Origin of the sequence: Gracilimonas tropica DSM 19535 (assembly GCF_000375425.1) — a bacterium.
Lineage (GTDB): Bacteria > Bacteroidota > Rhodothermia > Balneolales > Balneolaceae > Gracilimonas > Gracilimonas tropica.
This window is the reverse complement of the sequence record NZ_AQXG01000014.1, coordinates 1-24,748: the sequence shown is the minus strand read 5'-3', so window position 1 is coordinate 24,748 and position 24,748 is coordinate 1. Positions and strand designations below refer to the sequence as shown.

18 protein-coding genes and 1 tRNA gene are annotated in these 24,748 nt (G+C 45.6%); 10 read left to right on the top strand and 9 right to left on the bottom strand.

Annotated elements, in window-relative coordinates; all coding sequences use genetic code 11:
• Positions 1-89: 89 nt before the first annotated feature.
• The 5 genes from lipA (at position 90) to B151_RS0115295 (ending at position 4,085) form a co-directional block, all read left to right on the top strand.
• Positions 90-968, top strand: a complete 879-nt coding sequence (gene lipA / locus B151_RS0115315) for a lipoyl synthase (RefSeq protein ID WP_020404531.1) — start codon at positions 90-92, stop codon at positions 966-968.
• A 120-nt stretch (positions 969-1,088) separates the two neighbouring features.
• The gene (gene plsY, locus B151_RS0115310) at positions 1,089-1,799 is read left to right on the top strand and encodes a glycerol-3-phosphate 1-O-acyltransferase PlsY (protein WP_020404530.1); all 711 of its coding nucleotides are present in this window, start codon (positions 1,089-1,091) and stop codon (positions 1,797-1,799) included.
• The gene (locus B151_RS0115305; protein WP_020404529.1) at positions 1,796-2,812 is read left to right on the top strand and encodes an NAD(P)H-dependent glycerol-3-phosphate dehydrogenase; all 1,017 of its coding nucleotides are present in this window, start codon (positions 1,796-1,798) and stop codon (positions 2,810-2,812) included. The genes plsY and B151_RS0115305 overlap by 4 nt, the downstream gene beginning before the upstream one ends.
• Positions 2,813-2,893: 81 nt before the next feature.
• On the top strand, positions 2,894-3,592 hold the full coding sequence (locus B151_RS0115300) for an AlbA family DNA-binding domain-containing protein (RefSeq protein WP_020404528.1): 699 nt from the start codon (positions 2,894-2,896) through the stop codon (positions 3,590-3,592).
• 37 nt (positions 3,593-3,629) lie between these two features.
• Entirely contained in the window at positions 3,630-4,085 is a 456-nt protein-coding gene (locus B151_RS0115295; RefSeq protein ID WP_020404527.1) for a HesB/IscA family protein, read from the top strand.
• Positions 4,086-4,094: 9 nt separating this feature from the next.
• Here the strand turns inward: B151_RS0115295 and B151_RS0115290 are convergent, their stop codons facing one another.
• From B151_RS0115290 to B151_RS0115275, 3 genes are all read right to left on the bottom strand, one after another.
• The gene (locus B151_RS0115290; RefSeq protein WP_020404526.1) at positions 4,095-5,354 is read right to left on the bottom strand and encodes an NAD(P)/FAD-dependent oxidoreductase; all 1,260 of its coding nucleotides are present in this window, start codon (positions 5,352-5,354) and stop codon (positions 4,095-4,097) included.
• Between the two features lie 9 nt (positions 5,355-5,363).
• Positions 5,364-6,266 carry an Hsp33 family molecular chaperone HslO gene (gene hslO, locus B151_RS0115285; RefSeq protein WP_020404525.1) on the bottom strand — a complete coding sequence of 301 codons (903 nt, stop codon included), beginning with the start codon at positions 6,264-6,266 and terminating at the stop codon, positions 5,364-5,366.
• Between the two features lie 182 nt (positions 6,267-6,448).
• A complete protein-coding gene (locus tag B151_RS0115275) occupies positions 6,449-7,624 on the bottom strand; it encodes a Glu/Leu/Phe/Val family dehydrogenase (RefSeq protein WP_020404523.1) in 1,176 nt (391 codons plus the stop codon).
• 294 nt (positions 7,625-7,918) lie between these two features.
• Here B151_RS0115275 and recJ point away from each other — a divergent pair, with 294 nt between their 5' ends.
• The 4 genes from recJ (at position 7,919) to B151_RS0115255 (ending at position 12,055) form a co-directional block, all read left to right on the top strand.
• Entirely contained in the window at positions 7,919-9,622 is a 1,704-nt protein-coding gene (gene recJ / locus B151_RS0115270) for a single-stranded-DNA-specific exonuclease RecJ (RefSeq protein ID WP_020404522.1), read from the top strand.
• A gap of 79 nt (positions 9,623-9,701) precedes the next feature.
• Positions 9,702-9,774: transfer RNA gene (locus B151_RS0115265), tRNA-Phe, on the top strand.
• Between the two features lie 306 nt (positions 9,775-10,080).
• Positions 10,081-11,448, top strand: coding sequence for an AAA family ATPase (locus tag B151_RS18980; protein ID WP_157471072.1), 1,368 nt, complete (start codon positions 10,081-10,083; stop codon positions 11,446-11,448).
• Entirely contained in the window at positions 11,441-12,055 is a 615-nt protein-coding gene (locus B151_RS0115255; RefSeq protein WP_020404520.1) for an RloB family protein, read from the top strand. Before B151_RS18980 ends, B151_RS0115255 begins: the two co-directional genes overlap by 8 nt.
• A 181-nt stretch (positions 12,056-12,236) precedes the next feature.
• On the opposite strand, the gene ggt is transcribed toward B151_RS0115255, so the two are convergent.
• The 5 genes from ggt to B151_RS0115230 form a co-directional block, all read right to left on the bottom strand.
• Positions 12,237-13,973 carry a gamma-glutamyltransferase gene (ggt, locus tag B151_RS0115250; RefSeq protein WP_020404519.1) on the bottom strand — a complete coding sequence of 579 codons (1,737 nt, stop codon included), beginning with the start codon at positions 13,971-13,973 and terminating at the stop codon, positions 12,237-12,239.
• 106 nt (positions 13,974-14,079) lie between these two features.
• Complete coding sequence (locus B151_RS0115245; RefSeq protein ID WP_020404518.1) at positions 14,080-16,602, bottom strand: YbcC family protein; 2,523 nt, start codon at positions 16,600-16,602, stop codon at positions 14,080-14,082.
• 53 nt (positions 16,603-16,655) lie between these two features.
• The gene (locus B151_RS0115240) at positions 16,656-18,260 is read right to left on the bottom strand and encodes a proton-conducting transporter transmembrane domain-containing protein (RefSeq protein ID WP_020404517.1); all 1,605 of its coding nucleotides are present in this window, start codon (positions 18,258-18,260) and stop codon (positions 16,656-16,658) included.
• A gap of 264 nt (positions 18,261-18,524) precedes the next feature.
• Entirely contained in the window at positions 18,525-22,019 is a 3,495-nt protein-coding gene (locus B151_RS19745) for a lamin tail domain-containing protein (RefSeq protein WP_020404516.1), read from the bottom strand.
• A 131-nt stretch (positions 22,020-22,150) separates the two neighbouring features.
• Complete coding sequence (locus B151_RS0115230) at positions 22,151-23,332, bottom strand: MFS transporter (protein ID WP_020404515.1); 1,182 nt, start codon at positions 23,330-23,332, stop codon at positions 22,151-22,153.
• Positions 23,333-23,518: 186 nt separating this feature from the next.
• Here B151_RS0115230 and B151_RS0115225 point away from each other — a divergent pair, with 186 nt between their 5' ends.
• The gene (locus B151_RS0115225; RefSeq protein WP_020404514.1) at positions 23,519-24,214 is read left to right on the top strand and encodes an SIMPL domain-containing protein; all 696 of its coding nucleotides are present in this window, start codon (positions 23,519-23,521) and stop codon (positions 24,212-24,214) included.
• A gap of 67 nt (positions 24,215-24,281) precedes the next feature.
• Here the strand turns inward: B151_RS0115225 and B151_RS0115220 are convergent.
• Positions 24,282-24,748, bottom strand: a 467-nt coding sequence (locus tag B151_RS0115220; RefSeq protein ID WP_020404513.1) for a zinc-binding dehydrogenase, incomplete at its 5' end; no start/stop codon positions are given.

Sequence of the window (24,748 nt, the reverse complement as noted above, 5' to 3'; positions counted from 1 at the left end):
CATTTTACCATAGTTTTTAACTCTAAGCGCTCAGGATGACAATTACTTCGCTGATTTTTAATTCAGCACATAATCACTAAAGAAGCACCATGATCAAAGAACTTCAGGTTGTAGAAAATAAGACCAAGAATCGCCGGCCCGACTGGCTGCGTGTAAAACTTCCATCCGGAGAGAAGTTCAAAGAGGTTTCGGAAACCATCCGCAACAATAATTTGAACACCGTTTGTTCCGAAGCCCGCTGCCCGAATATGGGAGAATGCTGGGGAGCCGGAACCGCTACTTTCATGATCCTGGGGGATGTTTGTACCCGTTCCTGTGCTTTTTGTGCCATTAAAACCGGCCGACCTCCACAAGATCTGGACTGGGATGAACCGGCTCGCGTAGCTGATGCAGCAGCCAAAATGAAACTCAAGCACGTGGTACTTACTTCCGTAAACCGTGATGAACGCAAAGACGGTGGTGCTCCAATTTTTGCTGCAACACATAAAGCTCTCCGCGAAGCCATCCCCGGCGTAACAATAGAATCCCTCATTCCTGATTTCCGGGGTGAGTGGGATGCTGCGCTACAAATCGTTTTCGATACTCCGCCGGATGTGCTTAGTCATAATCTAGAAACCGTGCCAAGCAAGTACCGAAGAGTACGTCCCCAGGCTCGTTATGAGCGTTCTTTGGAACTTCTTCAGCGAACCAAAAATGCCGGACTCCGAACCAAAACCGGTATCATGGTTGGTTTGGGTGAAGAGCGGGAAGAAGTGATCGAGTTAATGCAGGATTGTGTAGAACACGGCGTAGATGTACTTACCATCGGACAATATATGCAGCCTACCAAAATGCACCACCCGGTGTTGGATTGGGTTCATCCCGACCAATTTGCCGAGTACAAAGAAATTGGAGAAAAACTCGGAATCGAGCATGTGGAAAGTGGTCCGCTTGTACGTTCTTCTTACCACGCCGAGCGCCACGTTTAAGAGCATTAAGTAACCTCGCAGCGTCCGACAGATCCTGCGAGCGTTGCGACTATAGCTTTTCCTTTTCCAAAACTGTTAACTAAGATTCCAATATTGTAACTTCAGGCAAACAATTAGCTTATGGTTTCATTATTCACGGTTTTATTGATCAGTTACGTGTTGGGATCCATTCCCTCTTCACTTTGGGTTGGACAAATATTTCATAAAATGGATATCCGCAATTTTGGGAGCGGAAATCTGGGGACAACCAACGCTTTTCGAAATTTAGGGTGGAAATCCGGAGTCAGTGTGCTGGTGCTGGATTTCATGAAAGGCTTCGTGCCTTCGTTCTGGATCGCAATGTATGCATTTGAAATTGGAAGCGGTCCCATAGCGCCTCCCGGCTGGGAAGCCGATGCTTTTCTGAAGATCACCTGCGGTTTATTTGCTGTTATTGGCCATATGTTTCCGGTCTTTGCCAATTTTAAAGGAGGAAAAGGAGCTGCAACCGCTTGTGGTATGTTATTCGGGATTGAGCCGATCTCCATAGGGATTTCTTCCGCCATCTTTATTTTGATCGTTTTTACTACCCGTTATGTTTCTTTGGCTTCCATAGTTGCAAGTTTTATTTATCCGATCAGTCTGTTGATTATGCGCTACGGTTTAGGATATTATGTGGATGGCAGCATCATTATTTTTGCGACTATCATTGCAACAGGCATTATTTACAAGCATAAATCGAATATCCGGCGTCTACTGAATGGGACAGAGAATCGCGTGAATTTTTCGGGGAGTAAAAAAGAAGAAAATGAAAATAAAACAGCCGAGCATCTTACGGAGGCTGAAGTATGAGTAATCGCAACGTTACGGTTATTGGTGCCGGTAGTTTTGGTACCGCACTTGCAATGGTTTTAGATCAGGCCGGTAATAATGTACAGCTATGGGCTCGCGAAAAACACATAGCGGATCATATCAACGAAAAGCACCGGAATCCTGCTTATCTGACCGAGCTCGAACTTTCTAAATCTATTAAAGCCTACAATAACTTAGAACAGTGCATGAAAGGGCAGGATATGGTAGTTTTTGCCACGCCTTCTCACACGTTACGGGAAGTGGCCGGAAAGCTAAAACCATGCCTTGATGGTCATGAGATCCTTGTGACGGTAGCCAAAGGTATCGAAAATGATACGTTCAAAACCATGTCGCAGGTGCTGATCGAAGTAATGCAGGGACTTACGCTGGAAGACAATATCGGGGTATTATACGGCCCCAGCCATGCAGAAGAGGTTGGTGAGTTGAAACCAACAACCGTTGTGGCAGCCGCCTATTCAACCCGAACAGCCAAGATCATTCAGGATACTTTTCTCACTCCCATGTTTCGGGTATATGTGAATAATGATGTGGTTGGCGTAGAGATCGGAGGATCCGTAAAAAACATTATGGCCATTGCCGCCGGTATTGTAGATGGAGCTGAACTTGGAGATAACGCCAAAGCTGCGCTCATCACCCGCGGACTCCACGAGATGAAACGTATGGGGGGGATGATGGGGGCTCATTCTGACACATTCTCCGGTTTAACAGGTATGGGGGATCTTATTGTAACCTGTACCAGTACCCACAGCCGGAACCGTTCGGTAGGATTTCGCATTGGTAAAGGTGAAAAATTGGATGATATCATTAAAAGCATGAATATGGTGGCTGAAGGTGTGAAAACAACCAAGTCGGTATATGATTGGGCTACAAAGAATAATGTGGAAATGCCCATTACTAAGGCCGTTTACCGGGTACTGTTCGACAATGTAGACCCAAAGGATGCGTTATACGAACTCATGACGCGCGACCCTAAAAATGAAATTGTGATGTAATTGGGTTTCGTGTTACCTGTTACAGGTTGCGTGATAATTGCGCCTATAATTCGTAACGCTTAGCTCAAAATCCCATTTGCGATGAAAGATGAATTTGAATTCTACATGCAATATTCTGATACCGTTAAAGTATCTGAACTCACGCTCAGTGATCTGAAAAACCTTGTTCAGACCGGTGAAAGCAGCTTTTTGGAATTCAAGCACAGCGTGGCTTCCCCGGAAAAAATAGCCCGCGAAATGGCTGCTTTTGCAAACACCAAAGGGGGCACGATACTGATCGGGGTAGAAGATAACGGAGAGATCGTTGGGGTTGAAAGTTATTACGAAGAAGAATTCTGGTTGAACCAGGCAGCAAAAGAAGAATGCATTCCGGCCATTCCCATCACCATCGAATTAGTAAACACCGGAGAACGGGATGTGCTGATGGTAAAAGTGCCCGAAGCCGAAGAGAAGCCGGTGTATGTTAAAGGCAAAAAATACCGCCAGGTCTATGTTCGGGTTAAAGACGAAAGTGTAGTAGCCAGCGATGAATACATCGAAGTGCTGAAGCAAAATTATTCGGATGAAGGCGTTACTTTTGAATACGGGGAAAACGAACAGCAACTTTTTCGGTTTTTGAATGAATATGGAGATATCACTGTTGAACGGTTTTCGCTGCTGATAAGCGTTACAACTTACCGAGCAGCGAAAATATTGGTGAATTTGGTAAGTGCCGGTATTCTTGATCTGTTTGAAAAAGACGGCATCACCCATTATACATTTTCCCAAAAAACTTCGTAATTTTGACTCGTTCTAAATAAAGGAGCGAAAAAGTATCATGAGTGTTCAAGAAGAAAATTTAGACGATGTAATTGCTTCCCTCATCGATGATGTAGATGAGGAGAAAGATTCTGCCACCCCCCAGCCTGTCACCCAACAAGATTATCAAAAAGAAGAACTGACGGGTGAACCGGTTACCCTTACCCGGCGGGCAGCCAAACAGGTGGAAAAGATCAAAGGCGAAGAGGGCCTTGATGAGAACTTATATTTGCGCGTTGCCGTAGATGGCGGAGGTTGCTCCGGATTAAGCTACAAACTCGGCCTTGATTACCGTACAGACGACGATCATGTTTACGAAAGCTTTGGTGTGGAGATCATCGTTGCTCCCAAACACCTGATGTACCTGGAGGGGATGCAAATCGACTATCCCGACGGATTGGATGCGCGCGGGTTCACCTTCGATAATCCCAATGCGGTCGAGAATTGTGGATGCGGAACCTCATTTGCTATCTGAGCAAAGACTTTACAACCGATCTTCATCTTCCTTTTTGGCAATAAGCCTTACCCCTCTTTTAAAAGTGATGTAATGCCAGGTCCATTCGGCGAATACCCGAAACCGGTTTCTGAAGCCGATGAGGAAAAAGATGTGGATCAACCCCCACAGCAGCCATGCGAAAAAGCCACTGAATTTAAACCCACGAATATCCGCTACGGCTTTTGCTCTTCCAATGGTGGCCATTGTGCCTTTGTCAACATACTTAAAAGCGGTTCGATTAGAGGAAGCCATCGTTTCGTTCCTGATGAGATTCCCTACATATTTTCCTTGTTGCATGGCTACCGGAGCAAGACCGGGAAGCGGAACTCCGTTTTTGTCTTTGACATGAGCGGCATCTCCCGCCACAAAAATCGCAGGGTCGCCCGGAATCGAGAGATCAGCTTCAACCATAGCGCGTCCCATACGGTCGGTTTCAATCCCTAATTTCTGGATTAACGGTGATGCAGCCACTCCGGCTCCCCAAATAATATTCGGAGTTTCAATAAATGTGTCCTCAATTTGTACTCCGTTTTTCCGGATCTCCTGAACAGGAGAATTCAGAATGACTTCAACCCCCATATCTTCCAGTGTTTTTAAGCCTTTTTCAGGGAGAGGTTCCTCAAAGCCATTGAGAATACCCCCTGCGGCTTCTATCAAATAGATCTTGGTTTCGTTGGGTTGAATGTTTCGGAAATCGCGCATCATACTTCGCTTTGCGATTTCTGCGATCGATCCCGCCATTTCAACGCCGGTAGGTCCGCCGCCAATCACAACATAGGTGAGGTAAGGTTTACGTCTGTCCGGATCGATGATCTGTTCGGCTTGTTCCAGTGACAAAAGGATCCGTTCCCGAATCTCAAGGGCATCGGAAAGTGTTTTCAGGCCGGGAGCATGTTTTTTCCAATCATCATTACCAAAATAATTGTACTGAGCGCCTGAGGCCAACACCAAATAATCAAATGGATAGTAAGCCCCGCTTTTCAGCTGAACGCGTCTTTGGACTTTATCAATAGCATCAACCTCGCCCAGCACTACCTCCACATTTTTTTGTTTGCTGAAGATAGCCCGGATCGGCATGGCAATATCTCCCGGAGAAAGTGCTGCCGTGGCTACCTGATACAGTAACGGCTGAAAGAGATGGTGATTCGTTTTGTCGATGATGGTGACCGAGAAATTTGCGGAGGCCAGTTTCTTAGCAGCAGAAATACCTGCAAAGCCACCACCGACAATAACAACTTGTTTGGCCATAATGTAATGTTAGTTCATCTTGGCTTGCGCATCCGTGATAATTTTTTCGATCTCCTCTTTCGAAATTTTTTCTCTTCGGTTGCAATAATGGCATACCACTTCCTGCCCTTCGCCTTCCATATCCTTCAGGTCATCAAGGCTGAGCATGGAAAGTGCATTTTTAAATCGCTTGCGAGTGCATCTGCAAAAGAAATCCACCGGTTGACGGTTTAGCTCTTTAACCTTCAAAGGAGAAACGGCTTTGGCCATAATCTCATCAATATATTGCCCGTCAGATAAAAGCTCGTCGATCGGTGGGAAGGAGCCAAGACGTTCCTGCAAAAGATCGATCTGCCCTTCGGGAGCATCAGGCATGCGTTGTATGAGCAGTCCGCCGGCGTTGGTTACATTTCCATCCTCATCTATACCTACATCAACCAGTAAAGCAGAAGGAATTTGCTCGGATTGGGCGAGGTAGTGTGCAACGTCACTGGTAACATCTCCATTTACGATCTGGATGGTACTGGTTCGGGGTTCTGCTTCATTGTAAAGCACTTTTGAGAAGGTGAGTACACCCAGGCCAATGCCATCTCCCAAGCGGGTTTCAGGATTGTCATAATTCAACTCAGCAGCAGGATTTTTAACATATCCGCGGATCTCGCCTACTTGATTGGCCTCTGCTACCAAAAATCCGATAGGGCCGTCTCCATCCATACGCAACTGGATTCGCTCTTCGCCCTTTAGTTCGGAAGCGAGCAGCATGGTGGCGGTCAAAGCCTTTCCAAGTACAACTGTATTCAGCAGGGAAAGCTGATGTTTGTCCCGAGCGGTTTTTACCACTTCGGTTGTTTTTACCACTGAAATCTTAAAATGTCCGTCGGTCGTAATTCCCTTGATGAGGCGGTCTTTAAAATTATATTCTTCGATATTCATAGGAGTGAAAAAAGAGTCTCTTTGTTGTAATGTAATTAGCCCCAAAGATACGCAGAAAAAACCTTTTTATTGGGTGGGGAAACCCAGCAGATCTGGCGGGCAGGCAGGTGGAAGTAAAGTAATCAAACAAAAAAAGGGATACAGTTGCCTGCATCCCTTCATGATCATCAAATTGATTCAGATCAGTCGATAAAACGCTTATAAACTTCTCCCAATCGGCCGGAAACATTCGCTTTGGAAGAATATTTATTTTTGATGTTTCCGATGGTTTCAATGCGTTTTTCAGCTAAGGCATTGGAAGCTTTATGAGCCGGAATGCCGTGCTCCTCCGAGTAATTCAAAATATCGGTGATGGTGTTGTAGATGTTACCGGCATTCTGGAGGGCGCGTTCTTCATTGTAGCCTTCCAGTTCGCTGGCAATGTTGATGATACCACCGGCATTGATCACATAATCAGGGGCATAAATGATGCCTTTATCAAGCAACATCTGTCCGTGTTTGTCTTCTTCATCCAATACATTGTTTGCCCCACCGGCAATGATATCACATTTGAACTGATCCATGGTATCATCGTTGATAATACCGCCGAGGGCACAAGGAGTGAAAATATCAACATCAAGACCGTAAATGGCATCGGGATCAACAAGCTCACCGCCTACTTCTTCAGCTAGTGATTTAGCTTTGTCTTCATAGATGTCCGTGATATATAATTTTGCACCTTCTTTGGCGGCATGTCGGGCAAAGAAAGAGGCTACATTTCCGGCGCCCTGAAGCGCGATCTTCTTGCCTTCCAGGGAATCACTGCCGTAAGCTTTCTTTGCACACGCTTTGGCTCCCATATAAACGCCGTAAGCTGTAACAGGAGATGGGTTCCCACTTCCGCCCAGTGCTTTCGGGATGCCGGTCACATATTTGGTTTCGGAATAGATCCATTCCATTTCTTTTTCCGTCATTCCCACATCTTCTGCGGTGATATAACGCCCGCCAAGTCCATCTACAAAACGACCAAATGAGCGAAACAGGGCTTCGGTTTTTTCGGTGTGTGGATCACCGATGATCACCGCTTTTCCCCCTCCTAAATTCAATCCCGAAATGGCAGATTTGTAGGTCATTCCGCGCGACAGACGCAGCACGTCTTTCATCGCGGCTTCTTCAGATTCATAATTCCACATGCGGGTTCCGCCAAGGGCAGGACCTAGTGTGGTGTTGTGAATGGCAATGATGGCCTTGAGCCCGGTATCCGGGTCAGAGCAGATGACAACCTGTTCATGTTCTTTGTTTGCCAGCTCACTAAAAAGGGGAAAATCTTTGTTCTCTTTCTTCAATGTCTTGGGTTCTTTTTCAATGGTTTCAATCATGGCAGGAATATAAGGGTTTATTCATGGAGGTTCGGAATGGAACCGCTTCCAAAGTTCGGCATTTATTTGACGGTTCTCAACCAATCCGTCCGTTAGATTACTAAAGTTTGTAAGAAAAGCAGCAAGAGGCTCTAAAAATGAACCTTGCCAAAATCCTTTTTATTTTATCTGACAAATGGGCTGATTTTCTCAAGTTTAATGCTATTTTATATATCAATAAAACGCAGAACGCGTTGGCATTCCGGTTTGACCGCCGCATCGCCTTTATGAATAAAAATAAAGCACAAAACAATCATGTCATTCCGCTGGGTATTCGCGCAGCCGGAGGGAGGGGAGTCTGTACCTGCACTGGCAGACAAACTTGGAATTCCGGCCAAAATAGCCCATTTACTGGCTATCCGCGGCATAAAAACATACGATGATGCAAAATACTTTTTCAGGCCAAAGATAGAGAACGTTCACGATCCTTTTTTAATGAAGGATATGGACGCCGGTGCGGAGCGGCTTGCTTTGGCTATCCGCAAAAGTGAGAAAGTACTCGTGTACGGAGATTACGACGTAGACGGGACTACGGCAACTTCCTGTATCTATACTTTTCTGAAAGAATTTGGTGTCGATGCGGATTATTATATTCCGCATCGCTTTAAGGAAGGGTATGGCATTAATCCGGACGGGATTCAGTATGCTGAGGAGATCAAGGCTTCCCTGATCGTATCGGTTGATTGTGGGATCACGGCCATTGAAGAAGCCAAAGTTGCCAAAGAAAAAGGCATTGACCTGGTCATTTGTGATCATCATACCGTGGGCGATTCCATTCCAGATGCCGTAGCTGTACTCGATCCAAAACGCCCCGATTGCAGTTATCCATTCGACGGACTTTCAGGGGCCGGAGTTGGATACAAGCTCATTCAGGCCACGATCAAGAAGTTGGGGCTGCCGGAGTCTGTGTCGTATAAATTTTTGGACTTGGTTGCCATCTCCATTGCTTCAGACATCGTGCCTATCATCGATGAAAACAGAGTGCTGATGAAGGCCGGCTTGCAGATGATACAACGGAGTCCCCGGGTGGGATTAGCGGCGCTTCTTGAACTGATCAATGTGAAAAAAGAAGAGGTAAATACATCCAAGATCGTATTCTCCATAGGACCTCGTATCAATGCAGCGGGCCGCATGGGAGATGCCAGCACGGCGGTGAAGCTGATGATCTCAGAAACCCTGGCCGAGGCAAAAGCGCATGCCTATGAGCTGGAATCAGTGAACCTGAAACGCCGGGATACGGACTCTCAAACCATGAAAGAAGCCATGGCTCAGATCGATGAGGACTTTGATATGGAAGAGGTTTCGACTATTGTGTTATATAATGAAGACTGGCATTTGGGAGTGATCGGGATCGTTGCTTCGCGACTGGTAGATCTGTATCACCGCCCGGCCATCATGCTCAGTAATGTGGACGGAAAAGTGAAGGGGTCGGCAAGAAGCGTGAAGGGATTTAATATCTATGATGCGATCAAGAAGTGTGAGGATCTGTTGGAGCAGTTTGGTGGGCACGAGTTCGCAGCCGGACTCACACTCAAGGAAGGAAACCTGACAGAGTTTCGCCGCCGTATGAATGATCTGGCTTATACGGATCTTTCCGAGAACTCCTTTGAGCCGGAACTCACGGTTGATGCCAAGCTCGACCTGGATGAAGTAGACATGAAATTTTGGAAACTGCTCAGTCAGTTTGAGCCTTTTGGCCCAGGAAATCTCCGCCCGGTATTTATAACGGAAGGGGTGACCGTGGTGGGTGAGCCGACCATTGTGGGGAATGGGCATCTTAAAATGAGGATCCGTCAAAACGGATCCGGTGTATTTGACACCATTGGCTTTAACATGCATGAATATTTGCCGGCGGTGCGTACCGGAGATCCGTTCAAAGTAGCGTATGTGATCGAAGAGAATAACTGGAACGGCCGGCGGACGCTTCAGCTGCGCTTAAAAGATATTCATGTAACCTGAAGCCGGTTTTTTTGAAAAGAAGTTGAATTCAATATTGTATGTAGGTTACAAACCTTTTATCTTTGCCGTCCTTGTGAAAGGGACTGTAGCTCAGTAGGTAGAGCAACGGACTGAAAATCCGTGTGTCGGCGGTTCAAATCCGCCCGGTCCCACACTCAAGTAAAGCCCATGTAGATCTTAGATTTGCATGGGCTTTTTTGGTTTATGGTGCAAACATTGGGGTAAACGACTTGCTAATTTGTAATGATTTAAAATGTCCCTCCTTTCCCAATCACCCGGTTGTGGACATTAAACAAGACCTCAAGGTCCAGGGCTACAAAGCCATTAAAATATCCTCTTAATACCCCGCAGCCTGACTATTTTAATAATCTTGTAAAAAGATTGTCCCGATAAACAATATTTTTATAAATAATTTATATTTAGTATCGTTATTTACGAAATAATCACAAATAATAGCCTTGAGTATTAAAATGTTAATTCAAGTAGCAGTCGAAAATTTCAAGTCCATTGAAGAAGAAGTCGTCTTTAAGATGATTGCTTCCGGACTTAAAGGGCATAAATCTCATAAGATGGAGACAGAGTTCAGTCAGCCAGCTGAGTTATTAAAGTTAGGGGCTATCTATGGGGCTAATGCGTCTGGTAAGACAAACTTAATTGATGCTGTTCAATTTGCTCGGGATTTGATTGTTAGTGGAACAAAATCAGGTCAAAGAATTCGGGTTAGTCCTTTTAAGTTATCTAAAAAATATAGAGACGAACCCACTTCTATTGAGTTTATTATGTATTTGGAGGAGCAAATCTATACCTATGGATTTGCTGTAACTCATGAAAAAGTAGTAGAAGAATGGCTCTATGGTCAACGTCCAGGAGCAAAAGAAAGAAAGCTATTTGAACGCGTAAGCAATGATGAGCATGCAGTTGTTAAGACTGGAAAATCTTTAGAAGCTGAAGACTATACATCCAAATTGCTTCAAATGGTGTCTCGCTCTACCCGAATCAATCAGTTGTATTTGTATGAATTAAAAGAGAAAAACCATCCTGGAATTGAAAAAATTACCGGTTGGTTTGAAAACAACCTGGCTGTAATTCCTGCCGTTTCCAAATACCGCCAACTCACATTAAGAGCTACTAAAGATGATGATTTTACCAAATTTGTTAGCCGTGTGTTAAAACAAGTTGGTACAGGTATTGAGCGGGTAGAAAGCCAAAGTAGAGAAATCGATGTAGAACGTGACTTAACTTTATACCCTGAGGAACTTCGTGAAGAACTCAGTGCAGAATTAAATGAGATGGATGAGGATCAGGGGTTATTTATTTCATCAGAAATCATGCAACGTGTGTATGAAAAACAAGATGGAAAAATTGTTGAGTATCGTCTTAAGACCATTCATAAAGATAAAGAAGGCAAAGAGGTTGCTTTCGATATGGAAGAAGAGTCTGACGGCACGTTAAGGCTGATGCATTTAATTCCCTTGTTGGCAGATGTTCAAACAGAAGCCAAAGTAGTATTTGTTGATGAACTTGATCGACGAATGCACCCTATGTTAAGCCGAACGTTGGTAAATCTGTTTAATGAGATCAGTCCCGGGAAGAATAAAAGTCAGTTAATTTTTACTACCCATGACACGAATTTATTAGACCAAGATCTTTTACGAAGGGATGAAGTTTGGTTTATGGAAAAAAATAAATTTGGGGCATCAAAATTGAGGTCATTGCATGAGTATAATATCCGTAATGACAAGAAACTGGATAAAGACTATTTATTAGGGCGTTTTGGAGGTATTCCAAATATCCGATACGATGTATTAGAGCCTGCACATGCTTAACAGAAGAAAGAAAAGATCACTTGATCGTAGTATTCCACATCATCGGGATACAAATATCATTTTTGTTGGTATTGAAGGAGGAGACAGTCAAACAAGTAAAGAAGCTCGCTATTTTGATATTTTCAAAGAACAGGATATTCGTTTTCAGTTCAAAGTTATACCCTGTGATGAACATAGGTCATCTCCTGATCAGGTTTTAGAACATCTGAAATCTGAATTAGAAAAAGAGCCGCTTCAGGAGGGTGATGAAACCTGGATGGTTGTAGATGTGGATAAATATGAGCCTCATTTGTCAAGAGCAGCACAAGAATGTATGGATGCGGGAATTGGTTTAGCAGTAAGCAACCCATGTTTTGAGTTTTGGCTTTTACTTCATTACCAAGATCCTGATGATCGATTACAGTCTTGTAATGATGTCAAGACAGTTTTAAATCCGCTTATGGGTGACGATCAGAATAATGATTCCGGCTATGCTGCTATGTTTTTTGATAATGCAGAAGTAGCAATTGAGCGGGCAAAGCTCAGAGACAATTTGGAAGAAAGATGGCCAAATGAAAATGGCAGTAGAGTTTATCAAATTATAGAGCGGTTCTTTAAACAACGGTGATGTTTACCTACATCCAAGGTGGACATATTAAAAAATCAGCTTTTCCTTTACACGTTTAGTTGGATATGTAAAGAAAACCGGATTTCTTTGACATGTTCGATGTTAAAGCAAATTGGTTGAGTCGATTTAACTTCGTTCCCAACCACCAGGTCTAAGAGAACATCTCCCGTCAAAACCTTTCCTAATACCCCGCAGCCTGGCCATCCACTCTGGATTCTGAAGCGCCGTAGTACACGCCCTTTTCGTGATCGCGCATGATGGCCTGGTAGCGGCCAAAAAAGCTGTCACCGATCTGCACCTCATGGCCCATACTTCGGAGTGCCTTAACTACAGAAAAAGGTACGCCCGATTCAATACTCACCTGTCCTGTATCCGTGAGTTTGTCGGATAAATCATCGGTAGGTTGGGTAGATCCGGAGTGTTCCCAGCGAAAAGCATCACCGGCCTCCTGGATGTTCATGCCGAAGTCGATCACATTGGTCAAAATGCTGACATGCCCAATAGGTTGATATCCGCCGCCCATATTTCCAAAGCTCATGAGGGGCTTTCCGTCTTTCATCACAAAACCGGGAATGATGGTGTGAAAGGGGCGTTTTCCGGGAGCATAGACATTGGGGTGATCAGGATCAAGCGAAAAAAGTTCGCCACGATTCTGAAAGCTGAATCCGGTTCCTGGCACCACAAAACCGGTACCCATACCGCGGAAGTTACTTTGAATGAGAGATACCATATTTCCTTCTTCATCTGCCGTTGTCAGGTAGATGGTATCTCCGTCTTCGAGTACATCTACGCCGGTGGTGAGATCCCGCCGGGCACGATCTCCGATGAGTTTACGTCGCTCGGCAGCATATTCTTTGGACAGCAACACATCATAGGGAATATCATAATAGTCGGAATCGGTGTAGTGTTTGGCCCGGTCTTCGAAGGCCAGTTTCTTAGCTTCAATCAGCAGGTGAAGGGTTTCGGCAGTACCAAAACCGGTTTCAGAGAGATCAAATCCTTCCAGTATATTCAGCATTTGCAGTACGGCCGTTCCCTGAACATTTCCGCCTACCTGATACACATCATAGCCGCGATAATTTACGGTCTGTGGCTCGACCCACTCAGAATGGTGTTGATCGAAATCTTCATATCGTAAATATCCGTTATTTTCTTTCATCCAGGCATCGATCTTACGGGCGATCTCGCCTCTGTAAAAAGCATCACGGCCCTGTTCGGCCAATAACCGGAACGTGTTTCCAAGATCGGGATTCCGGAAAACTTCTCCCTTTTCGGGTCCCTCTCCATCAATAGTAAAGGTCTCTTCAAAAGCCCCCGGCTGATTTTTCAGAAAACGGGCACTGCGTATCCAGGCTTCAGAAATAGCTTGACTCACAGGGAATCCGTTTTCAGCATAATGGATGGGTTCTGAAAGAATATCGCTCATCTCAGCAGAGCCAAAACGTTCATGCATTTCGAACCAGCCATCAACGGCTCCCGGCACCGATACAGAGAGCAGGTCGTAAGGTGGAATATCGTCTTCTCCTTTTTCCTCCAGGATTTCTATTAATCGATCGTATGATAACCCACGTGGAGAACGACCGCTGGCATTTAACGCATACAACTGCCCGCTTTCTTCATGCCAGATGATGGCAAACAGGTCGCCGCCTATTCCATTTCCAGTAGGCTCCATGAGTCCCATAGCAGCATTTGCTCCGATGGCTGCGTCAATCGCGTTTCCGCCATTTCTGAGAATATTCAACCCAACTTGTGTGGCGAGTGGTTGACTGGTAGCCACCATTCCCCGTTGAGCTATTACCTCAGAGCGGGTGAGAAAAGGCAATCCGGCTTCCCGGTCAATTTGTGCCAAAACAAGTTGGGCAGGCATAAGAAGGGCGATGAATAGAAGAGGCGTGATAATGACATGAAAGCGTTTCATCAGAGTGTGGTTTTATTAACTGGAAATTGGATTATACCATCCGATAATGCCTTTTACAAGACGGTGCGTTCCCTTTTCCAGTTTTTCATGGGGCTAGCCGGATCGGCTAAGTCATCATTTCCATTTTAAATTCTTCGACTGCTTTCCATTTACGGTCTCCTGCATAGCGTTTGCGAATCTGTCCATCTTCATCCATTGCAAGGAGGTTGAGCCAGCCATTGTCGCACAGATTTTTAACCGAAGGGTGATTTTCGAGGATGGCATTCATCGCATGGATCGGGGCTTCGATCACAACATTAAGCCGCTGCGGAAGATGTTGGTACCGATCTCCATCATGCACCGACTGCCAGGGCAAACCGGTTCGCAGATCCCCGCCATATCCTTCCAAAACTCCAATTCCACCGGTGACATTATGCAAGGTCTTGTTGCCGGAACCGAAAGTTTTATTATCTACTGTGGAAGCGTAATACTGCAGGTTGATCCAGCTGGTGACTACCATCGGGGCCGTCATGATCAGCTCCAGCACGCTGAAGTCTTCGTCCTGCTTCCAGTCGTAATTATGAAGGAAAGACTTTCCCCCCAGGTCAATATTTGCAGTGCGTTCGCGGGGCGCTACTATGAATGCGTTACATCCGGCCAGTCCCCATTCAGGGCGGACTTGCGACCAGTCTTTACTGCGCCTAAAGATGGCTTTTTCCACATCTTCGTCTTTATTTATTTTGAACCGGGACGCTCTTTCAGTTCGTGTTGCGCGACCTGCTTCCTTTAACCACGTTTTCAGGTTTTCAAGGTCATGCTGATGAGTTTTATCAATCTGGTTCGTATTAAAAAGCGTCACCTGATCTGTGGTGGTATCGTGGAGAGCAGCAATGAAGAGCGTATCATCCGGAATGCGAATGCCTTCGTGCTTGAGATGACCTCGAACTTCGGGATCATTGAGGATCCTGGCGGCAACTTTTGCATTGGCTTCCCCGGTTCGTCCGCCACAAGCTCCGCAATCGAGCCCTGATGCATGGGGATTATTGACGGTGTTGGAGCCATGCCCGGCGATCAGTACAATCCGTGCAAAGTTATCCGTCAGAGACATGGCTTTTAGTGCTCCTTTAGCCATTTCAACCTGCTCTTTCATCGGGATTCCGGATGAGCCGGTTTCATCATGCTCTGTGCTTAAAAGTACATCCCGGCGCTCGAACTGCTGCTTCGTGAATCCTGCCCGGTCGGGATTTTTTACCGGCCTCGATATTCCGAAAGCATCCGTAAACATCTTGAATAGATACGCCAAACCTACCGGGCCCATAAAGCTGAAGCAGGCAATAGCTCCCAGCTTAAAGGATTTCCACGCTTTCATAAGTTGTCGCCTGAGTTTTCTTGCCGATACCGCTTGCTCGTATTCGCGGGAATCCTCCATGGATTCTTTAACCTTTGGGCCGGGCGATATGAGAACCGGGCATTGGGGTTGTCCTTCTCCATGTCCGATGGGTTGAAATGAGATCGGAAAGCCAAAGAATCCAGCAAAACCGATGGTTTCTACAGTTGGGGAGGTCATTTCAAAATTTCTTCGGAATACTTCTGACCGAACATCGATGCAGAAGATCGCCTGAACATCCGCTCTTTCTTTTTGCCTGATATGCTCTTGTTGGGGCTTTTGCCTGAATCGTTCAATTAGGGAACGTTCACAGGCATTATCAAAAGCTTGTTGCAGGATCAGTTTGATCTGCTGATGGCGTTCCGGACGCTCTTGCTGCTGAAGCTCGTTTAACTTTCCTTTTGCTTTCTCCCAGAGGTTTTTCAGGTTGATGCTTTCGAGTGATTGGTACAATGCCGCTTCCCAGCAGATCAAATTGCAGAGGAATAATTGCAGGTGATTGGCTTCTTTCCCTTCCAGATTCGCATCCCAGTCAAACCGTGCCACATACGATGACCAGCCGCCAATTCTGAGCAATAAACCATGTAGATAAAACTCCAGTGATTCTTCCGGTACTTTCAGGACATCCAAACTGTGCAATGCCGCCTTTATGGGATCATCCGGCAGCTTTTGGATATGTGATCGGAACCCTTTCAGCCCCATTATTTCGGGTGTCGGGTCCATCTCTGCTTCAACCCGCCAAGCTGTGAAAATATCCGAATGATTGTCGGTTGTCATCCATAAAGCCTGTCCCTCATCGAAGTAGGCCGCGGCCCATGAAGTCATGCAATCCACGAAAAGTGAACTCCAGTTTTTACCCGTTACTTCAGCCGCCACATCCATCACCAGGTCTACCGTTGGAGAGGGTTCCACAGCAGGCTCCATTTCATCAAGAGCTTGGAGAAATTTACCAAGGGTTTGGAAGCCGGTATCCGGATCATCTGTAATGGCTTTTTCCAGATCTCTGTCTTCGATATCTCCATTTCGGATGGCATTTTGATAGAAGGAAACAGGCAGCGTCATTTCGATATTGCCCAGTTGAGACAGCCGGTGAGCCGCGTCTTTAAAAGGGGTTTCTGCAAATCCCAGGTAAGGATTTACCGCCACGAAATTTTCCAGTGACCATAAGGGCGCTATTTTTTTGCAAGCCTTCTGCATAGAAGCGGGCCTGCTCTCTTTTTTGTTTTTCGAGTTTTTTTGAGCCGTTTTTAGATCTTCAGACATGTAAATATCAGGTTAAGTGAGTGGTGTTTGGCGTAAGTTTTAGAGCATGAAGGTTAGGATCTCATTGGATCCGTATTCGTTGTCTTGACCGATAAGGCGCCCACCATTCGATCAAAAAAGGCATTCGCATAAAACCCGTTTCGAAAATGAATGCCGAGTTTTTTCCAAAACGGACCGGCATTTATGGCCGGAGCAACGATCTGAGCTAAAACGGTTATTCCGAACAGTATCAGGAGTCCGCTTACAAGGAAAAGCACCAAGCTTCCGGGATTCAAGACATGCGGTATTTGCGTATGCAAAATGACATTTGTGGCATGTTCAAGCGTGAAGAATGAGGTAGCTACGCCAACAGCCATGAGGCAGGCGCCGATCATTGACTTGACATATCCCATGGAGTCTAAAGCCGGAGCAACGATCTGTGATAAACCCAGTATGATGATGATTCCTGCCATAAACAGGGCTGGTTGTTCCATCACATTCACGCCCCACAGATAGGAGTAGGTGGTGTAGATAAAAATAGCGATAACAAAACTCGCAGCGATCCTGACCGGGCTGCCCATTCTTTTCGGAAGAGATATTTTAGATGCCCGAATCTGTTCAACAGCGCTCCCGGAAGACAGAAATGCGTGTGCCTTGTAAAAGGAGTGAGCCACCAGGTGAAGCATAGCTGCTGAGTATAATCCCATTCCGCAGAGCATCAGCATAAAACCCATGTGTGCGATACTGGAATATCCCAGCGCGGTTTTGATGGATGTTTGCGTGAGAAATGAAACGGAAGCGAAGAAAGCGGTAAAGCCTCCAACGCATACTAATACGACCGCCCCAAATTCTGAAGGACTTAACACGTACGCCATGCGCACCATCAGAAAGGGCCCTGCATTCAGGATTCCGGCATGCAGAAGAGCAGAGACCGGTGTGGGTGTTTCCATGACTTCAATCAACCATCCGTGGGTTGGAAACTGTGCTGATTTCAATAGGGCAACCAAGGCAAGAAGTATACCTGACCACTCCATCAGCCCGGTAACAGTTCCGTTTTCAAAAGCCAATTGGAAATGGGAGAATATGATCTCAAGGTTGCCGCTTCCGGCTTCAATGTAGATCATGATAGAAGCGATCAAGAGCAGAAAGTCTCCCAGGCGGGCGACAATGAATTTCTTTTTTGCGGCTATTCTTGCTCTTGGCCGGTCTTTGTAGAATACCAACAGTTGGTGTAAGGTAAGGCTGGTAAGGATCCAGGCAATCAATAAGATCACCATATTTCCGGATAACACAAGCAATTGAACTGAGGCAATGGTAGCGGAAAGCCGCCCTATAAAAATTCCCTGACGGTTATCCCCATCAAGGTAATTTGCGCTGAACTTAATGATGATAAAAGCCAATAAAGCAATCATGGTGAACATAAGGACACTCAGCGGATCAAGCCGTATTGAGAGGCCGAGTCCTGCCATTCCGATCAAGGGGCTTTCCTGCAATCCTGTTTGATAAACCCACCATATGGCAAATATAGATGCGAGTATGCTAAAAGAGCCGGAAAAGAGACTTAGTTTTAGAAGGGCATTTGGGCGAAGACCCGGAGAAAATTTTGAAAAGAGGTAGGTAGTAAAGAACAGGAGAGGTGAAAATGATACAATGAGTAGAAACAAACTATCAGTGAACATTCTGAATTTTTAGGGTTGCCGGTTGTTGTTTGGGGTTTTAAATCCGGCCTAAAGGTATCGGGAATATTTTATATACGATAATTTATAATTTTAATGTTATAGATTAACTATTGTATATAGTTTAAAGCTAAAAGTCTTCTTCTGCTTATAGATATGTTCGCATTTTGGTTGGCACAAAGGGTAAGAACGGGCATTATCATAAAAAAAGCCCGGCAAACAGCCGGGCTTCATTGATATAAGTTATAAGGCCAAGTCCAAGGGAAGCTATTTCATCAGCAACATCTTTTTGGTGATGACAGCTGATGAAGTTCGGATGGTATATAAATAAACTCCGCTGGAAAGATTGGAAGCATCGAAATTTATGGTATGGTTACCGGCTTCCATCACTCCATCTACTAAAGTAGCAACCTGCTGTCCCAACATGTTGTAAACAGCGATGCTTACCCGCTGGGTTTCCGGAAGTCCGTAAGCGATCTGAGTGGTGGGATTGAACGGGTTTGGATAATTACCCAGGGTGATCTGTTCCGGAATGGTTTCTGTCAGAGGTTCTTCGAACGAACCGGAGGCGGATTTAGCCATGAAGGTTCCATCCGATTGCGTCATAGGAGAACCTAAACCGGTTGAAACCGTCCAGTCACTAAAGGAATCCGTGTCGGTTGTAATATCGCTGCGGTAGATGCTATTCCCTTCTCCGGCAACAGGGTCGGTGGTACTTCCCCATCCGGAAGGTAATCCGTTGGCTCCACCCTCCCAGGCCACTGCATCTATCACGCTGCCTGAAGGATCTTTGATGACCAGCACATCGCCTCCGTTGTTAAGTGGAGGTAAATTCACAAAATCATCTGCATTTTTATTATAGAGATCCTTGAATCCTTTACGATCCAGAGCCAGCGTCATATAAGAATTACCGGCTATTTTGTGTTTATTGGAAAGGGTTACGGATTGACCATTGCCGTTGTCATCCACGAGCTGCCAGCCATTCAGGGCGATCTCCTGAGAAGTGGTATTATAGATCTCTACCCATTCTTCTTTGGATTCGTTGCCCGGGGTATCATAAAATACTTCCGTGATCAAGATATCAGGCAGGTCTGCAGCAGGAGCACTGGTAGTGAAAGAATAGGTTTCATCTACGGAGGTGTTCCCGGATTCATCCACTGAAACAACCTGGTAGAAGTAGTCGGTTCCTGCAGTGAGTCCCGACAAGGTAACGGAGTGAGATGTCACATAACTGCCGCTTCCCGCCGAAGTGCCATAGCTGGTGGTGGTACCAAAGTTAACCTGTGAGTTGGCGGGTTCATCAGTGGACCAGGTAATGGTTGCTTCGGTCTCGGTTATGCCGGAAGAAGTGACCGAGCTGATAACCGGAGCGGTTGTGTCTGTAGCCTCGATTGTTGCAGGATCTCCGTTATTGGGAGCGGTACTCCAATCTGCACCGGTATCGCTGTCTGAGTTGAGTTCAGATCGAACAATACTTTCTCCTGTGGCGGCTGTTGGCCCTGTTCCCCAACCGGATGGAACACCTGCTGAAGCTCCGCCTTCCCAGGCAACCTGATCAATCGCGGTGCCCGACCCATCCAAGAGCAATAGTGATTCTCCGGTATTATTTAGAGCAGGGATACTTCCATACTGATGAGCATCAGCTGCATATAAGGTATTGAAACCGATTTGATTGGATGCGATGGTGAAGAATGTTTCGCCATCAATCACGCTTCCGGAAGGCAGGGTGTAAGAAGCACCGGTTCCGTTGTTATCCACAATGGTATATCCCGTTAGGTCGATCGGTTGCGAAGTTGGGTTATACAATTCGATCCACTCTTCCTCACTGTCGGTACCAGGTGTATCATAAAAGATCTCTGAAAACAGCACGTAATCAAGAACAGGATCTGTAATATCAGCCGTAGTGGATGCTGAAGCTGTTGCTCCCTGATCATCTGTCACGGACAGGGAAATAGTATAAGTTCCAGCACTTGCATAGGTGTGTGATGGATTGGCCAGGGTACTGCTATTGCCATCGCCAAACGACCAGCTGTAAGAAACAATCGTGCCGTCACTGTCTGAAGAACCGGCGCTGCTAAAGTTTACAGAACTTCCGGTCTCTCCGTTATAGGGACCATTTACTTCGGCTGTAGGTGCTTGGTTAACCGGTGCAGAAGCTTGGGTTTGAGGATCTCCGTTATTAACGGCAACTGCCCAGTCGGTATAGCTGTCGGTATCAGCAGTAACGGTACTTCTGTAGATGGATTCACCGGTTGAAGCGGACGGATCGGTAGTGCTGCCCCATCCTGCAGGCAACCCTGCGGATGCTCCGCCTTCCCAGGCAACAATGTCTACTTCATTATTTTGCCCGTCAGTAAGAATAAGGACGTCCCCGCCATTATTAAGTGCTGAAATGGACCCATATTGATCTGCATCAAAGCCATAGATCGCATTAAATCCGGCTGAATTGGCAGCCACTGTAAAATAGGAACCCGGAGCGATATTACTTCCGCCTGGAAAAGTATAAGAGGATCCGGTTCCGTTGTTGTCGGTGATGGTATATCCGCCTAAATCAACAGTGGAAGACGTTCCGTTGTATAGTTCGATCCATTCCTCATCGCTATCGGTTCCCGGGGTATCATAAAAGATCTCTGAGAAAACGATAGCACCTGCACTGGTACCTTCTTCAGCAGTGGTGAATGAAAAGTTGGAAGAAGTCCCGGTATTACCGGATCCATCCGTACTGCTTACCTGATATTGGTAGGTGGTGTTGGCCGTTAGTCCTGTTATGGTAACGGCATGGGAGGTTGTATAACTGGTATTCTGTTCCAAAAAGCCATAAGAGGTGGTAGTGCCATACTCCACTTCTGAGTCAGACAATTCATCGGTTGTCCATGTGATAGTCGCTGAGTTGGCTCCAATATTGGTTGATTGCACAGAGCTTATCATTGGCGGGGTGGTATCGCTTCCACCGGTATTTCCATCCGGGAAGAAGGCTCTGCGTACCAGGGAGGTATCCAGTATAAATGGGTTTTGATTTCCCTGATATCCGGCTATGGCACTGCTTCGGTTTAGTTCGGCACCATCTACGGGGTCAAGGTAATGCCAGTTATACAGATCGTCTTTCTGAAGATCAAAAAAGGCTTGATCAGCTTCAGCTTGATAGATCGCTACAAAATAAAAGATGGCACGCGCTGCATTACCTTTATGCTGCTCGCGAGGTTCGAAGGCGGTACTTCCATAATTTTCAGCATACAGATCAATATTACTGCCTGGAATTGATGACTGTGACTGATCGAGGTAGTACCAGGTATCTGTGAGATTATCATCTATTTCCCCAAGAGGATCATTATTCCGGGCACTGTTTACGTTCGATTTGGTCGGAAACAGATGGTGCATGTCTGACCGGGCGGGTTCATTGCCTGCCCCCATACTTTGCGGCCAGGTATGTTCAGCATTAATGCCTTTATAGAAAGCATCGGTGCTTGGATCTTGAGAGGGATCCAGAGTGATGGTATAACCGGTGTATACACCTGAAAGATCTCCGTTGTTATTGTCGATCACGGCATACATGGTATCCCGGGCAGTGTCATACCCCAACACTTGGCTTGGGGTATAGTTCTGTTGAATGAAATCAATCAGTGCTTGTCCCTCAAGTCCGGCTCCGATCGTCTGGTTTTGAGCAAAAGCGGATCGAGAAGTGAATGCAAATGTGAATAGAATTACAGCGAAAATAGCGTACCAATTCCACTGCAACTTAATGCGTGTAGCTTGTCCTTCCATAATATATGTTGTGGTTCGTTAAGGGTTAACCGACTCTGTAGTTACTTTAGATTGCATAACGGTAAGTCCCCCGATTGTAATAAATATTTACAAGTATTGCATTACCTTAACATTAAGACCTGCTGAACTTGTCAAAAACCCTCCCGGAAGCCCCGAATGGCGAGCAAACCACAAATCGGTCCGGCAGCAATGAGCCAAAAAATGGCTTCATTGTTTGTATAAATCCAAAGAAAACTGATCAGTTGAATACTTACGATCGTCAAGGCAAAACCCAGGCTGTTGACGATGGTGAGTCCTGTTGCTACATAAGCTTTGTCCGAAGAGCGTGCCACCAGGGTAGAAAACTGAGGGCTGTCCGGAACGACGAAAATGCCCCACATCAACAATAATAACAAAAACAACACGACCGGCAGCCCAAAACTTAGAGGCAACAGCAAACAGCAAAGTCCTGAACCGCTGAGTGCGACCATAGAAACCCATTTACTGCCTTTTTTAAGTGACAGATATCCGCCGATGGCACAGCTGATGCTTCCGATCCCAATTATAATAAAACTCCACAGTGAAATAGAAAGGTCTGCCCCTTCATTCTGTTGGATATAAGCGGAAAGCAAGACCGGCACAACCGCCCAGAAAGTGTAGAGCTCCCACATGTGCCCAAAATAGCCAAAAGCGGCAGATCTGAAATTTTGATTCTTAAATAGCCTGAAGATGGCTTTTAGTTCAAATTTAAAACCTGCAGATGAGGTTCGGTAAGGTCCGTCCGGTACGGATAGGTATAAGAGTATGCCTCCAGCTGAAGCAATTACAGAAGTTCCCGCAAAAACAGACTGCCAGGGCCAGCTTCCTCCCGCATACTTCAGGAAATGAGGAAATGCTGTCCCTAAAACCAGGGCGCCCACCAGGTATCCCAATGCCTTCCCGAGACCCTCTTTATGCCAGTCGGAGGCGATTTTCATTCCAACAGGATAAATGCCTGCTAAAAAGAAACCGGTCAAAAATCTTGCGATGATCACGTTAAGCGCTGAATCTGCCGGAATGACCAGAAGATTGGCAGCAGAACCGGAAAGCGCACAGAGCAAAAAGACCAAGACCGGAGAGTGGCGATCAGCAATATTAAGGAATGCGAAAACCAAGGTACCGACAATAAATCCGCCCTGAACCGCCATGGTGATATAGCCGATAAAAATTTCAGGCAGATCAAGGTTCTGGATCAGATCACTGACAACGGCATTTCCTGCAAACCAGAGCGAAGTTCCTGCAAATTGAGCGATCACAATTACAGGCAGAACATATTTTGGAATGGATTTTTGCATCAGCCAAAGAAACGAAACCTTGTCTGCATTGACAATAATGAATTGAAAGTAAAAAATGATGCCTCTTCTTCGGAAAACGGTTTAACATACACATGCGATTTCAAACCGGAAAAATACAGGACATACTGAAAGGGAGTTCTTTTAACAGGACTATTTCACTTTCATACAAACTTAAAACCCGGTCCCATGAAAAAATTAGCGATACTTTTCAGTTCATTAGCACTGATTTCCTGCACACAGGAAAAAAGCAGTTCCATTAAACTCGGAGTTGACCAAACGTTAAAGATCCCGGTAGAATATGTATCGGTATATGCGGGAGTTCGGCTGGAAGATGCTGATCCTTTGGAAGCAGAAAAGGGTGGTTTTGAGAAACTCGCTTCTGCGGTAGATCTTTTAAAAAAGCTGGGTTATAAAAGGGAGAACCTCGAAATAAACTCCGGCGAATTACAGCATCTCAACTACACGCAATCGAGGCCCTACCATTACACATCGTCCATACAATTTGATATTCACGAACTCAATAAAATTGATACCATCAGGAGGGCTTTACTGAAAGAAGGGGTAAATACCTTCAGGGTAATGGCCTATAAGAACTCCAAAGAAGATTCTCTATATAATGTTGCCTATGAACAAGCGATTCGAAAGGCAAAACTAAAAGCAGGGCAACTGATCCAAAATGAGTCAGTGGAGATCGGTGAGATATTGGGTATAAGTGAACGGGTTTACGAGACTTTAGATATGCCGGCACCTCTAAAAACAAGGCAGCAAGCTTTTGCTGTGTCATTAGATGCAGAGTTGGAGATTTCCCCGATCGAACCTTTATTTAATAAGGAGTATTATACCAAACCTATTGAGTTTTCGATCGAGTTTGCGTTGGAATGATCTTCAAGCAACAGATTTAAATCCTTCGGGCTAAGAAACGCCCCGAAGGATTCTTTTAACTGTTCAACTAAGGAGTGATAACGATTTTTCCTTGAGTATGCAGTGTCTCTATTGCTTTAAGAGCTTCCACTGTTTCATCGAGAGGATAGGTTTTTGAAACGGGAACCTTGATCTTGCCTTCGTCCGTCAATTCCTGAATATGCTGAAGTTGCACGGCATTCGGTTCCACAAATACATACGTGAAATCAATATCATCACTGATATCGGGTTGGCTCTTGGTGATGGATACCACTTTCCCATCCTCTTTAAGCACGCCCGTTTCCATGACCTGACTGAATGAATCTCCACGCGAGCAATGGAAGATGAGGTCAACGCCATCAGGAGCAATATCAGAAACAGCCGCTCCCACATGATCGTCGTTATAGTCGATGGTATGATCGGCTCCAAGTTCTTTCATGTACTTATGATTGCTTTCACTCGCAACGCCGATCACGGTAGCACCTTTGGCTTTTGCCAGCTGAATAGCAAGCGTGC

Coding starts and splice junctions, on each gene's coding strand:
- lipA (WP_020404531.1), top strand. CDS start 90: ATGATCAAAGAACTTCAGGTTGTAGAAAATAAGACCAAGAATCGCCGG.
- plsY (WP_020404530.1), top strand. CDS start 1,089: ATGGTTTCATTATTCACGGTTTTATTGATCAGTTACGTGTTGGGATCC.
- B151_RS0115305 (WP_020404529.1), top strand. CDS start 1,796: ATGAGTAATCGCAACGTTACGGTTATTGGTGCCGGTAGTTTTGGTACC.
- B151_RS0115300 (WP_020404528.1), top strand. CDS start 2,894: ATGAAAGATGAATTTGAATTCTACATGCAATATTCTGATACCGTTAAA.
- B151_RS0115295 (WP_020404527.1), top strand. CDS start 3,630: ATGAGTGTTCAAGAAGAAAATTTAGACGATGTAATTGCTTCCCTCATC.
- B151_RS0115290 (WP_020404526.1), bottom strand. CDS start 5,354: ATGGCCAAACAAGTTGTTATTGTCGGTGGTGGCTTTGCAGGTATTTCT.
- hslO (WP_020404525.1), bottom strand. CDS start 6,266: ATGAATATCGAAGAATATAATTTTAAAGACCGCCTCATCAAGGGAATT.
- B151_RS0115275 (WP_020404523.1), bottom strand. CDS start 7,624: ATGATTGAAACCATTGAAAAAGAACCCAAGACATTGAAGAAAGAGAAC.
- recJ (WP_020404522.1), top strand. CDS start 7,919: ATGTCATTCCGCTGGGTATTCGCGCAGCCGGAGGGAGGGGAGTCTGTA.
- B151_RS0115255 (WP_020404520.1), top strand. CDS start 11,441: ATGCTTAACAGAAGAAAGAAAAGATCACTTGATCGTAGTATTCCACAT.
- ggt (WP_020404519.1), bottom strand. CDS start 13,973: ATGAAACGCTTTCATGTCATTATCACGCCTCTTCTATTCATCGCCCTT.
- B151_RS0115245 (WP_020404518.1), bottom strand. CDS start 16,602: ATGTCTGAAGATCTAAAAACGGCTCAAAAAAACTCGAAAAACAAAAAA.
- B151_RS0115240 (WP_020404517.1), bottom strand. CDS start 18,260: ATGTTCACTGATAGTTTGTTTCTACTCATTGTATCATTTTCACCTCTC.
- B151_RS19745 (WP_020404516.1), bottom strand. CDS start 22,019: ATGGAAGGACAAGCTACACGCATTAAGTTGCAGTGGAATTGGTACGCT.
- B151_RS0115230 (WP_020404515.1), bottom strand. CDS start 23,332: ATGCAAAAATCCATTCCAAAATATGTTCTGCCTGTAATTGTGATCGCT.
- B151_RS0115225 (WP_020404514.1), top strand. CDS start 23,519: ATGAAAAAATTAGCGATACTTTTCAGTTCATTAGCACTGATTTCCTGC.